The sequence below is a fragment of the Okeania sp. SIO3B5 genome (genome assembly GCF_010692555.1).
Lineage (GTDB): Bacteria > Cyanobacteriota > Cyanobacteriia > Cyanobacteriales > Microcoleaceae > Okeania.
The window spans coordinates 1-13695 of sequence record NZ_JAAHHG010000228.1; the positions used below are offsets into that span (position 1 = coordinate 1).

General features: G+C 35.9%; 6 protein-coding genes. 3 read left to right on the plus strand and 3 right to left on the minus strand.

Translation table 11 applies throughout. From position 1 onward, the window contains the following. Positions 1-511 precede the first annotated feature (511 nt). Complete coding sequence (locus F6K54_RS25175) at positions 512-5020, minus strand: S8 family serine peptidase (RefSeq protein ID WP_293083513.1); 4509 nt, start codon at positions 5018-5020, stop codon at positions 512-514. Between the two features lie 2480 nt (positions 5021-7500). Between F6K54_RS25175 and F6K54_RS25180 the strand changes: the two genes are divergently transcribed. Next, positions 7501-8982, plus strand: a complete 1482-nt coding sequence (locus tag F6K54_RS25180) for a dolichyl-phosphate-mannose--protein mannosyltransferase (RefSeq protein WP_293083516.1) — start codon at positions 7501-7503, stop codon at positions 8980-8982. A gap of 1227 nt (positions 8983-10209) precedes the next feature. Here the strand turns inward: F6K54_RS25180 and trmB are convergent. Further along, positions 10210-10857, minus strand: a complete 648-nt coding sequence (gene trmB, locus F6K54_RS25185; protein ID WP_293083517.1) for a tRNA (guanosine(46)-N7)-methyltransferase TrmB — start codon at positions 10855-10857, stop codon at positions 10210-10212. Positions 10858-11150: 293 nt separating this feature from the next. Between trmB and F6K54_RS25190 the strand changes: the two genes are divergently transcribed. Next, on the plus strand, positions 11151-11771 hold the full coding sequence (locus tag F6K54_RS25190) for a bifunctional 2-polyprenyl-6-hydroxyphenol methylase/3-demethylubiquinol 3-O-methyltransferase UbiG (RefSeq protein WP_293083520.1): 621 nt from the start codon (positions 11151-11153) through the stop codon (positions 11769-11771). A gap of 144 nt (positions 11772-11915) precedes the next feature. Here F6K54_RS25190 and csaB read toward each other — a convergent pair whose 3' ends face one another. Next, positions 11916-12953, minus strand: a complete 1038-nt coding sequence (gene csaB / locus F6K54_RS25195; protein ID WP_293083522.1) for a polysaccharide pyruvyl transferase CsaB — start codon at positions 12951-12953, stop codon at positions 11916-11918. Between the two features lie 78 nt (positions 12954-13031). Here csaB and F6K54_RS25200 point away from each other — a divergent pair, with 78 nt between their 5' ends. Next, positions 13032-13349 carry a DUF2499 domain-containing protein gene (locus F6K54_RS25200; RefSeq protein ID WP_293083528.1) on the plus strand — a complete coding sequence of 106 codons (318 nt, stop codon included), beginning with the start codon at positions 13032-13034 and terminating at the stop codon, positions 13347-13349. The last annotated feature ends 346 nt before the right edge of the window (positions 13350-13695 follow it).

The following is a 13695-nucleotide window of genomic DNA, read 5'->3' on the forward strand; positions in this document are numbered from 1 at the left end:
TGGCCTTCCCCCTAAGCGAGAACAGTTTTAGCTGTGTCAGTCCACTACTGGACTGTTTCATCTAAAATGTTGCATTAGAAAATGGGGTGATGGGGGGATGGGGTGATGGGGGGATGGGGTGACGAAAAAAGCGCTCTGCACTATTTTAGGTGAAACAATCCACTACTGGACTTAATACAGCATATTTCGGGCAAACGATGTAATAGTGAAAATATTGTAGTGCGGGCATCTTGCCCGCTTCGGGGTGTACCTCGTAATAGCGGACAGCGCTGTAATAATAGTAATCATTTTTAGAGAAGGGATTTGGTATAATATTATGTCCGGTTGAACAGTTATAAATAAACTACTCAGAATTCAGCAATTCTGCAATTCAGAATTTCCTAGGTCATGCTACGCAAACAGAATTCAGGAGCGAAGAAAGACGAAAAGAAGGAGAAAGTTTTTTTATCACTAATTATCCGGACATGATATTAAATATGAAAACCGGACATGATATCAGTTAAATTCAGATCTATTGAAAAGACCATAAATAATCTTGACCTGTACCAGGTCGATACCACAGAATATCAGAGAAGAGATTGCCGTTAAAGTCTCCAGCTACTGGAGTGTAAGTACCATTAACTGTGAACTGATTGCTGTCATAACTACCGTCGGAATTGAAAGACCAAATATAATCTTGACCTGTACCTGCTCTATACCACAGAACATCTGTAGTACCACTGGCATCAAAGTCTCCAGTCACAGGGGTGTAAGTACCATTAACTGTGAACTGATTGCTGTCATAACTACCGTCGGAATTGAAAGACCAAATATAATCTTGACCTGTACCAGGTCGATACCAGAGAATATCTGTAGTACCACTAGCATCAAAGTCTCCAGCTACCGGGGTGTAAGTACCATTAACTGTGAACTGACTGTTGTCATAACTACCGTCAGAATTGAAAGACCATAAATAATCTTGACCTGTACCAGGTCGATACCAGAGAATATCTGTAGTACCACTAGCATCAAAGTCTCCAGCTACTGGAGTGTAAGTACCGTTAACTGTGAACTGTCTACTGGTACGATTTCCATCCTTATCAAAGAACCAGATATAATCTTGGTTTGTTCCCGGTGCATACCACAGAATATCTGAAGTGCTATCACCGTTAAAATCTCCCACTATCGGCGTGTAAGTACCATTGACTTTGAAGGGACTGCTCTGGTAACTATTGTCAGAGTTGAAGAACCAAATGAAATCCTGGCCTGGTCCTGGTTGATACCAGAGAACATCTGTATTGTTGTCTCCATTAAAGTCACCTGCAATGGGTTCATATTCCCCATTAATTCTGACTTGGGAGCTTGTGTAAGATGGTTCTTGTGATGTTGTAGATACCGATATCGTTTCAGTATCTGTATTATTGGATTCGTTAGTTTCAGTGACATCATGGGATCTATCAATGATCATACCAATCTGATAATCTATATTTTCATCCCAAGAAAAATCATCTATAGTAGGTAGGGACAAATTGCCTCTTAAGACACCAGTATTACTGTTTCCTGGCAAACTTTCTATGGAGGTAAAACCAAGGGAAAAGTCTTCCAGTGGATCGATATCACTATCCTCGGATAAGAGGAAGTCTACATCGAAGCTACCAGCATCATTGCTGCCAGTATTTTCTACAGAAAAGTCAATCTGAATAGAATCACCAGGGGTAACTTGTTGTGGAGTTACTTCAAAAACATCACTAGATAGATCGATTTGGTTTTCAAAGGTAGAATGAATTAGTTCGAGATTAATATTACCAAAATTACCATTGTATCCATCCACTGCAATGTTGTAGGTTTCACCTTCAACTACATCAAAGAGAATCTCACTTTGGGAACCGTAGGCGACACTATCATTGTTACTTGCTATCTCAGTTAAGTTAGAGATAGATGAACCTGTATAAGCTGCTAGTATAGTATCAAAATCACTACCGTCAGTATTGATGACTACATTACCAGCACTGGGAGCTGTCCAACTCCACCATAGAGAAGCACCGTCATTATTGCCTGCATGAAGAGGTTCTCCTGACTCTAAAGTTGCGTTTTCGTTCGTAGCAGTAATATTAATCTCGGAACCAGTTAAGGAACTTCTATCAGCAAAGTCATCATTAACTAAAGTGTCAATGTCTAATGACAAAGCTAATTCGATATCTCCTGCTGCTCCATCATATCCATCCACTGCAATTTGATAGTTAGTTCCTGTTACTGCTTGGAAAGCAATTTGACTTTGCAGACTGCTACTATCGTCATTACTAGCAATCTCTGTTAAGTTCGAGACTGATGAACCTGTGTAAGCAGCTAAAAGTGTGTCGAAGCTACTATCTAAGGTGTTAATAGTTACTAATCCTGAACTGGGTGCAGTCCAATTCCACCAAAGGGAACTGCCTCCAGAATTTCCAGCATGAGAAGGTTCTCCTGATTCTCTCGTGGCGTTAATGTTACTAGCAGTTACGTTATCAGAAGTACCACTGAGATTAGCACTATTGTCAAAATCATCATTAGATATCTGTGATGTTGCTAGAGCTAAATCTAAAACAATATTACCCTGAGAACCAGAATATCCATCAACCGCTATCTTATAATTTGTTCCCTCAACAACATCAAAAGTTACCTGACTTTGTAATCCCTCACCCCCATCATCATCACTAGCAACTTCAGTCAGATTTGACACAGAAGAACCTGTATAAATCCCCAATATAGTATTAAAATCACTACTATTAGTTCCTATAGTGGTTGTACCAGATGAAGGTGCTGTCCAATTCCACCAAACGGAACTACCCCCACTGTTTCCAGCATGAGAAGGTTCTCCTGATTCTTTGGTGGCATCAATATTGTTGCCAGTAGTGCTAGTAGATGAACCACTTAGAGAAATACTGTTAGATAAGTTATCGTTTTCTACGCTTATTGTTTCTAGTGAAAGGTCGAGATTGATATTGCCTGTAGCTCCCAAATATCCATCTACTGCAAAATGATATGTAGTTCCCCCTACTGCATCAAAGACAATTTCGCTTTGGGTATCACCTCCACTATCATCGTTACTGGCAATTGCCGTCAGGTTTGACACGGAAGCACCTGTATAGGCAGCTAATAAAGTATCAAAGTCGCTATCGAAAGTATTGACTGTTACTTCACCAGAAGTGGGAGCTTCCCAACTCCACCAAACTGAATTACCTCCTTCAATGCCAGCGTGATTTGGTTCCCCGGACTGTTGAGTAGCACCAACGTTTGTACCAGAGTTACTGTCTGATGTACCAAATAGGATTCCGCTATCTAGGAAATTATCGTTGTCAGGTCGAGAAGATTCTATTTCTAATGCAGCACCAAGGTTAAGTCTGGGTTTGCTAATTCCATTCCGTTCGTCTGTAATGGGGTCGCCAGAATTGAGCATCCGTTGGAGAATTTCGTCGGGACTTTCATTGGGGAAGGCTTGACTTAAGACCGCAACTGCTCCGGAAACGTGGGGCGCTGCCATTGAGGTTCCTTGTAGCTCTGATCCTCCTGCATTGATAAAAGATCCTGGTGCTAATATATCTAGAAATTGGGCGCTATTGGAAAAGGATGTTACTTGATCTGGCTGTACAGAGTTATTTCCACTAGAGCCTGTGTAGTCATAGGTTGCGCCAACAGATACCGCACTGTCAAAAGCTGCCGGCCATGAAATTCCATCGGTGTATCCATTATTCCCCGAAGCAACAATACTGAGAATACCTATTGATTTTGCTTGGGCAATGGCTTGGCCTAGAGCAGAGCTATTATCTGAGAGTGAACCTGTAAATTTTTGGTCGCCACCAAGACTCATATTTATGGCTTCAATATTGTAGGTATTTTTGTTGTCGATCGCCCAGTTGACTGCTTCTAAAATATCTTGTTCAGAAGCTCCTTCACCGTCGAAAACATCTAGTGCTGCAATTTTGGTATCGGGTGCTACTCCAGCAACAATTGCACTAACATTAGTTCCATGTCCATCATCATCTTCAACACCATCATCAGGGGCAAAGTCTATGGCTACTTCTACTTTTCCTTCAAGTCCTGGCGCATTTTGGTTTGCACCTGTATCTAGAACGGCAACAGTTGTACCTGCTCCAGTATATCCTCCTGCTTCTGCTTCTGGTTGATTGATGATGGGTAGACTTTCTACTAGAGCTTTTTCATAAATTTCGGGAGCTGCTGCTCGTAAAACATTATCATTTTCTAACAGTTCTTGCAGAGCTGCTTCTGACTCAAACTGGATGAAGGAAATTCCCAAGTTTTTATACTCTTCTATGATTTCAGATCCTTCTGGTAAATTAGAAAATACCTCTTCTTTAAGTTCTGCTAGCAATTCTGCTTTGTATTCTAAAAGTTCTTCGCTACCTGCCTTTAAATTTTCCTCTACCATTCGAGCTTCTACAAGTTCATTAATTTCTGAATTATCAAGTGAAATGAGAAGTTCTTGGGGTTCGTCATTAGCGATCGCTTCTAATACTTCTGGTGATACTTTATCTTGAGGTTCTAATGAAGCAATATTAGTTACTGTCTTTGGTAATTTTGCTTTTGGTTGAATCTTGACAACATCTGTTTCAGATTTTTCTCCATCATTATTTACAGATATTTTCTCTTCTGTAGGTAAAGTGACATCAGTGGGTTTTTCTGGTGAATTTTTAGAAGATTCTTCTGTGGGTAAACCTGTTAACAAATCGGAGTTTTCCGTTTCTAAGTCTTTTTTTGAATTCTCCTGTTCCAACCGACTGACAATTACTGTTTTTTCATCTGTAGAATTTTGGTCAGTTGAATTTCTTAAGCTATCAAATGAATTTTCAAAATCGATATTACTTTTTAGTAGAATATCATCAGGATCTTCTTTAAGATTTAACACGGGAGGTAAATTAGTATCCTCATCAGAACCTGAAAATTTATCTAAGGGAATATTACTTTTTTCTCCGACAACAAAATTATAGTTAAGAGAAGATTCTGGTTCATTTAAAGGGCCAAATAGTTCTGTTGTTTCTTCCATTTTCCTCAAAATTTAGTGATTACGAATACTTTTATGTCTAGTTACTTCTAGTCTATGCAATTCCATACAACGGATGAAGTACTTAGAATGAAGACTAATTTATCAGTTTAAATCGTAAAAATACGATGATATTATTCGCTGATATAAGTTTATTTTTGATCTTCAAGAAAACTACCCCTGATTACGGAAAGTCATTTCATTTATCAGTTATCAATTCTTTTTTTCCCTATTCCCTACTCCCTAAAGTCCTAAAATTTTGTACCTCATCAACTCCAAAACTGCTTTCATTAATTGATAATGGATAATACCAATTTGATAAATGTTTACTACATTTTCGCATTGCGGGGGAGTAGGGGAGTGGGTAGGGACGTTGCATAAGGGCGTCCCTACAGGGAGAGTTCATTAATTGATAATGGATAATTGATAATTGATAATTACCTCTGGTTAAAACCGCTCTTGATTGAATATCAGGAGATATTATTTCTTTTCTCTTGGTCGATTGGATATGGCGAGGAGACCTCGCCATCCCTCGACCGCTTTTTTCCCCTTAAAAGGGGACGCTTCAAGGCGCGAATTATTTAATTATTAATTATTAATTATTAATAATTCGGTAAAAATAAGAATAATTAACAATAACTGGCGTGCTAATTATCAAAAAAAATATTCAGTCTGTGTTAATTACTTAATAATTGAAGTGTCACTTAAATATAGCATTCTTTTTTCACGCTTGGTATAAGGAGAGGCTTTAAACTGAATGGATTAATTATCAATTATCCATTATCCATTGGTAAATACACTGACAATTTGGGTGCATCTCAATTTTGAAGAAAGCCAAAAATTTATCGCTTTTAGGGAACACCGGAACAGGGAACAGGGAATATATAGAAAAAAAGTATTTTTGCTTGCTATGAGATGCACCCGACAATTTCAATTTTTTTACTTATTTTTAGAAGAGGAAAAATATCTAAAATACTGTTATTTATTGTGTAAACATTTCCTGCGGAATGCTGCGCAAACAGCTCTTAGCAGTGAGCTATCAGCTAATTAATAATGAATAATTACTTCTCAGGTTTAGAAATGTGATTTTGGCAGTAAATTTTTATTCTTTCTCAATTTCAAATATTGCTTTTACCTTCTCCAAAATTAATAGCTGTTAATGCAGTTCCGACCTAGGAGACTAGCTAATAGCTAACGGCTGTTTGCGCAGCATTCCGGAGGAAATGCTTACTTTATTGTGATTTTTATGACTACTTAATTTTTTTTATATTAGGAATTTCTGATTAAATATCAAAGCATTTATAGATAAAAATTTTAGCCTTTTTAGGGCTGAAAAAAGTGCGCCTATTTCAGTCTAAAAAACTCAAGAAATTAGTATTTTAGGCGCATAGTTGGGCAGAAAAATCATTCTTACCGAATAATTAATAATTAATAATTAATAATTAATAATTAAATAATTCTGGTTTAAAGTCTCCCCTTTTAAGGGGAAAAAAAAGAAATAATATTTCCTTATATTCAATCCTCTCGGTTTTAACCAGAGGTAATTATCAATTATCAATTATCCATTATCAATTAATGAAAATTATTACTCCTACTTCCTCGCTCCCGAACCATTTCTCCTGTCTTCCCCTCCTGGGAGGGGTTAGGGGTGGGTTGTCTCCTACCCTCACCTATAAGACTTTTTCAGCAAACCCTATATTAGACATCTCCAATAATAAAAAATCAAATCAATTATCACACAGAAATTATCAATTATTTCCCTCTACTACCTACTGCCTACTCCCTCTTTTCTAGAAATGTCTATTTGGGCAACTATATAAAGTCATTAATATCTGAATCAAGGCAATTATTTAGTAAGCATTCAGCCGTCAGCCTGCCTCCTACCGGAGGAACTGCGTTATCAACTAGCCTCCTCCGGAGGAACTGCGGACTTCAGCTATTGGTTTTAGTTAACGATAAAAGCTTTATTAATTCTCTTACTAAAAAAGTTGGCTTCCTTGCCCTTAAAGTCTATATGTAAGCATTCAGCCGTCAGCTATTAGCTCTCAGCTATTAATTTTAGGAAAGGTAAAAACAATCTTTGAAATTTAAAAAGAATAAAAAGTTACTGCCAAAGTCTCAGGACTAAACCTGAGAAGTAATTATTCATTACTAATTGCTGATAGCTGACTGCTGATAGCTGAATGCTTACGTCTATATTAATTTAAACAGTTTCCTATATGAGAGAGTATTGTTGCTGTTAACGCAGTTCCTCCGGAGGAGGCTAGCTGACAGCTAATACCTGTTTGTGCAGTATTCCGCAGGAAATGCTTACATTATTTGAAGGTGAGTTCACTGACAAATACTTGCAAATACTTGACATTTTCAGTAAAAGAATGTATGCTAGATTATTTTATACAACAACAGCCCTATTTGTATGCACTTTAGGGCTGTTTTTTATGTCCTTATACTAAAATAAAAACACTCTAAATTTTATTCTATTTATGCAACTAATATCTGGTAAATCATCTAGATGGTTTATTGTTGGCATGGCGAGCATATTTATATTTTCAATCATGCTCAGGTTCTGGCAATTAGGTCGTTTTAATACTCTTGTTTTTGACGAGGTTTATTATGCTAAATTTGCCAATAATTACTTAACTAAAACTGATTTTTTTAATGCCCATCCTCCACTCAGTCAATATATTATTGCTATTAGTATTTGGATAGGTTCTCATCTGCCCTTCGGACAAGAAGTAGTGAATAATGAAACAGGTTCTACTTTAGCTCCTTGGACTTATCGATGGGTAAATGCTTTAACTGGTTCATTTATTCCAGTAGTAGTAGGAGCGATCGCTTATCAATTAACTCGTCGTCAAAGTTATGGTTTTATTGCAGCTTTACTCATTGCTTTAGATGGATTATTGTTAGTTGAATCTCGCTACGCCTTAAATAATATTTATCTAGTAATTTTTGGATTGTTAGGTCAGTTATGTTTAATTATTGCTTTGCAAGATTGGCAATTGAAGCAACACATTTGGTTAGCTTTAGCAGGGATAAATTTTGGTGCAAGTGCTGCAATAAAATGGAATGGTTTAGGATTTTTACTCAGTATTTATTTACTCTGGATATTTGCATGGATTATTGAATTTTTAGCACCTCCTAAAAAGCCTGATTTTATATCTCCTTTGCGAAATTTAACTCAACTAAATCTGGTTCAATTTACTTTAAATTTATTTTTTATTCCCATAATAACTTACAGCTTACTTTGGATTCCCCACATTATTCTCAATCCGAAATATGGATTTCTGGAAATGCAAAAACAAATTTTCAGCTATCATCAAAGAATTGGTAGCGGACCAGATATTCATCCTTATTGTGCTCAATGGTTTACTTGGCCATTGATGCTCAGACCTGTGGTTTATTTCTATAAAAATACAGGGTTATTAGATAAACCTGAACCTTCTTTACCACCATTACCTTCAGATATTGGAAATCCAAAAGTTAATCCACTAATTTATGATGTTCATGCCATGGGAAATCCCGCTCTTTGGTGGTTATCAGCAATAGCAATTTTATCCTTAGTATTAATATTAATTAACCGCATCTTGGATTGGGAAAAAAAACGAAAAGCTAGACGCAATAAAATTGTAACTAAGGCAAAAATGAAATTTATTCCTGCCTCAGAAATGTGGTTTTTACTATATTTATTATTAAATTGGTTAGCTAATTTTTTACCTTGGTCAAAAGTTACTCGTTGTACTTTTATCTATCATTATATGGGTGCTGCTGTGTTTGCTATTTTGGCACTTGCTTGGTGGGTTGATAGGTGGTTAAATAATAGACAAATTCATCTGAGAGTAATAGGAATTACAGTTATTTTTATCATTTTATCTGCTTTTATTTTTTGGATGCCTGTTTATTTAGGATTACCTATATCTCCGCAAAATTGGCAGATGAGGATGTGGTTTCGTTCTTGGATTTAAAGAAGGCAGAAGGCAGAAGGCAGAAGGCAGAAGGGAAAATTGCTTATGGATAGTCTTCGACACCTGTTGAAGGTGGAGTATTATACCATTTCTCAAAAGTTTTGCTACATCTCCTTGGGATATAGATAATAGGGAGTAGGGAGTAGGGTTCAAAGGCATAAGATATTTTGGATTAATGCCGATAATCCTTACAAACATTACTGAAGAATTATTATTACTTAATAACTGAAGTTCATCATTTTTTGGAATTGGTATTAAACCTGCTACAGAAAAGATAATATTAGGTTTTAGGTGCTAGGTTTTAGGTTGCGAATATCAGGAAATTAGTTTCCCAAATTTTATTAGTTATTTGTCATATTATGAGAATGTGCTTGATATAAACTGCCAAATAAATGACTAATATTAATATCAAGTTATTTTGAATACTTATATAGTGTTTTTGTAAGCATTCAGCCGTCAGCTATCAGCTATCAGCTATGAATTATTAACTCATTATCTTGGAAGAAGGAATTAGTCGTCAAGGAGAATTAAAGTTATGAATGAAATATTTCTGTCAGCTAACCTTAGTCTTTGCTTGACTCTTTAAAAAGCTGATAGCTGAATGCTAATAGCTGAATGCTTACGTGTTTTTATTTGAGATATAAATATAGATTGAGGTTTTTTCTGATAAAAAAAGTGCTACTTTGAGTCCCTTATATCCCACATTCCGCACTTCAATTTGTAACATTAAAATTAGTATAAAATTCGTAGCTTGCTTAAGTATTTATACTATATAAATTATCTTCATTTACCTCAATCGAGAGTCAAATTCTCAGTTAAATATTAAGCATAAATACTTGCTTAGGGTTTGCTGAAAAAGTCTTATGGGTGAGGGTAGGAGACAACCCACCCCTCGCCCCTCCCAGGAGGGGAAGACAGGAGACAGGAGGAACGGGGAATTATAGAGGGGGTAGTCAGAAAAATTGTCCCTTGATTTATCTGCCATAATCCTCCCAAAATACTAGCTTTTTGCAGCTCTTGCCACTGAAAAGCTGACACTTTTTTAGATCAAAAAATGCTACAACCAATATCAGTCAATGCTTTGATATTTAATCAGCAAGCCCTACTTAATCCTTAACTCCTATTGACAACTATAATTTACTTCTTACTTCTTATTTCTTACTTCTTACTTCTTATTTCTTATTTCTTACTTCTTACTTCTTACTTTTGACTTTTGACTTTTAACTTTTAACTTCCGAGCGGCACTACCTTCTCAAATAAAGCTTTATACACAGGTTGATCTTTAGCTAAAGTAGCAATTTCTCTTTCTGATAAAACTGGCAAAATATTTTCAGTTAACCAATCATCAGAACTTCGAGAAAATGAACTATGAGCAGAGAAGCGTTTACACATTTCTCTTGACACTTTCTCCACATCAGAATGAAGAAAAACTTTTCCTCCAACTGTTAAATAATTTGCTAAATCTTCCACTAATTTTGGTTGTACAACTCTCCGTATTTGATGACGTCTTTTAAACCAAGGATCGGGAAATAAAATTGAGACTCTTTGTAATATTCCCTCTGGCAAAGACTGTAATATTTTTTCCAGAGAAATATTCGCATTACAAAATAAATAATGCAAATTACTAAAACCCTGTTCATTTAGCAAATTATTAGCCTCTATAACTAATGGTTCCCGAATTTCTAAACCTAGAAAATTCCACTCAGGTTCTGTCTGTGCCATCTGCCATAAAAACTTACCCCGACCACAACCAATATCCAAATGTAATGGTTTATTTATATCAGAATAAATATTACTAAAATTTGGTAAAATTACTAGCTGTTGATACTTACTAGAGAAAGGATTAACGTGTTGTCTGACTCTGACTCTTACCAAAATTTAAACCTCTATTTTTGCGTTATAATTATACGATAATTATGTAAGTTTTTACCACTAATTCAGATAGGGAGTAGTTCATTAATGGATAATGGATAATTACCTCTGGTTAAAACCGTTACGGAATTGAATATCAAGGAAATATTATTTCTTCTCTTGGTCGATTGGATATGGTTAGTAACCCATCCATCCCACCCTCCGCGAAGCTGCGCGACAACCTCTTTTTTCCCCTTAAAAGGGGAGGCTTCAAGTAGCGAATTATTTAATTATTAATTGTTGAATACCTATATATTATGAAACTAAATTCATCACAAATAAAAAAAATTGAGAACTTTCTAGAAAAAATTAAAAATGATACCTATCCCGAACCTCCAACCAAACTTCATAATCAAATAACTAAACAAATGTTTGATGTATGTCTAAAGCAAATATTTTTACCACCAGCAGCCAAAATATTAGATATTGGTTGTGGTCAAGGAGTCGCTTTAGAGATATTTAAAAAACATGGTTTTTCACCAATTGGAATTACTCTAAATAGTGAAGACGTGGCTATTTGCCAACAAAAAGGTTATCAAGTTTATGAAATGGATCAATCTTTTCTAGAATTTGAAGATAACTATTTTGACTTTGTTTGGTGCAGACATTGTTTAGAACATAGTATTTTTCCATATTTTACTTTACAGGAAATTTATAGAGTTATTAAACCCGAAGGTTATCTATATTTAGAAGTACCTGCCCCTGATACAAGTTGCCAACATCAAACTAATAAAAATCACTACAGTGTACTGGGAAAAACTATGTGGCTAGATTTAATTCAACGAACAGGATTTGAAACTTTACAAGTATTAGATCTTAAATTTAATGTGCCTGTAGGTCCAGATATCTATTGGGTAATGATTCAGAGGAAAAAATGAAGCAAGCATTTGCTTAACTTCTACAACATTTTTAAACAAAGAATTGAAGCACAAGAACAGCAAGCTTAAATTGTCAACTAAAATTAATAAAGCTGATGGCTGACTGCTGACTGCTGAATGCTTACAATTATTAATTATTAATTATTAATTATTAATTGAATATAATACCTCTTGATGAATCAGCGATCGCTCTCTCAAAAAATCTATCCTTTCTGGAAACAAAGCATCCCCATTCGCATAATTTTCAATCCACATCTTACTAATTAAATTTGCATCTTCCGGCACTTCAGCTAACTCCCATCCAGGCATTTCCAACTCAGTCATTAACTGACTAACTTTCGGATCGTAACTAATAGCAAAACAACGACATTCCTCCGCAGACCCCATAATTAAACTGTGGAAACGCATACCTATTACCATTTCCACACCCCGAAAAACTCCCTTCAAAATTCTCGGGTCTTCTATACTTAAAATCTTGCTATGATTAGGCAATTTTTTATGAATAGATTCAGCAATTTTTAAATCCTTTATCGGTTGAAAAGGCAATAACAAAATAAACGTTTTAGTTGCCTTTTGAAAAGAAACCAAAGCCTGAGTTAAAATTGCTAAACCTGCCGGAGTAAGTTGTGGGTGAGGTCTCAAACTGACCGCTACTCTCGGCGCAGGTAAATCCCAAAGACCAGGGACAGAGGAACTTTCCAAAGCCCAAACTGGGTCAGGAGCTAAAGTAAAAGGAATATCCCACTTGGCAACTATTTTTGCTGAATTGGCATCCCTGACACTAACCGCAGTACAACCTTTAAAACATTGTTTTGCCAAAAATTGGGTACTTTGATGATGTAAAGGCCCAATACCCTGTGCCCAGGCAATTGTTTTTAAGCCCATTTTTTGAGCAATTCCCATTAGTCCAGCATAATAAAAAGGACTGGCAATACTTGTAGCATCTTGAATTAGACTTCCACCCCCCCAGATAAAAATATCGGAACGTTTCATTGCCTGGAGAATGGTAAAAGTATTGAGGCGATCGCCCGCTTCGACTTGATATTGTTTTTGAGTTTCGATAGGGTTGCCAGACAAAACATAAGGTTGAATATTATCGGGCAACATCTGCAACAAGGATGCTAATAATGCCTCATCTCCACTATTACCTTTTCCGTAGTAACCACACAAAATTGCTCGCATTTGTCTGAGTAGTTTATTCTTTTGATATAACCTTATATAACACCAAAGTTGATACTTAAATTTTCAGATTTTTTAGATATGCACGCTTTATCAATTCCTACTTGGATTATTCATATTTCTAGCGTTATTGAATGGATAGCTGCCATTTGGTTTATTTCTCTCTATGGCAATGTCACTAATAACCGTGCCTGGTATGGTTTATCTTTTGCCATGTTACCTGCATTGGTAAGTGCGATGTGTGCCTGCACTTGGCATTATTTTGATAATGACCCAAATTTAGAATGGTTAGTTACTCTTCAAGCTTCAATGACTTTGTTGGGAAATTTTACTCTATTAGCTGCTGCTTGGTTGATATTTTCTAGTAGTAAAAAGCAGAAAGAAAGTAGCGAGAGTTAATTTTTCGGTACGACACTTACTCCAGAGTACTGACTATCATTTTTTGAAAAATAAAATCAACTCAGAAGTGAGCTATTTTTCAGCGCTCCAGACAATATATCTATAACGTTATAGTTTTGAGTTCCTATATCCAGAGCATTTTGAATACTTAACTCCAGAGTACCAACTATGTTTTTTTGAAAAATAAAATCAACTCAGCAGTGAGATATTTTTCAGCGCTCCAGACAATATATCTATAACGTTATAGTTTTGAGTTCCTATATCCAGAGCATTTTGAATACTTAACTCCAGAGTACCAACTATGTTTTTTTGAAAAATAAAATCAACTCAGCAGTGAGATATTTTT

Bases quoted from the DNA above. Each gene is read 5' to 3' on its own strand.
- F6K54_RS25175 (WP_293083513.1), bottom strand. From the start codon at position 5,020: ATGGAAGAAACAACAGAACTATTTGGCCCTTTAAATGAACCAGAATCT.
- F6K54_RS25180 (WP_293083516.1), top strand. From the start codon at position 7,501: ATGCAACTAATATCTGGTAAATCATCTAGATGGTTTATTGTTGGCATG.
- F6K54_RS25190 (WP_293083520.1), top strand. From the start codon at position 11,151: ATGAAACTAAATTCATCACAAATAAAAAAAATTGAGAACTTTCTAGAA.
- csaB (WP_293083522.1), bottom strand. From the start codon at position 12,953: ATGCGAGCAATTTTGTGTGGTTACTACGGAAAAGGTAATAGTGGAGAT.
- F6K54_RS25200 (WP_293083528.1), top strand. From the start codon at position 13,032: ATGCACGCTTTATCAATTCCTACTTGGATTATTCATATTTCTAGCGTT.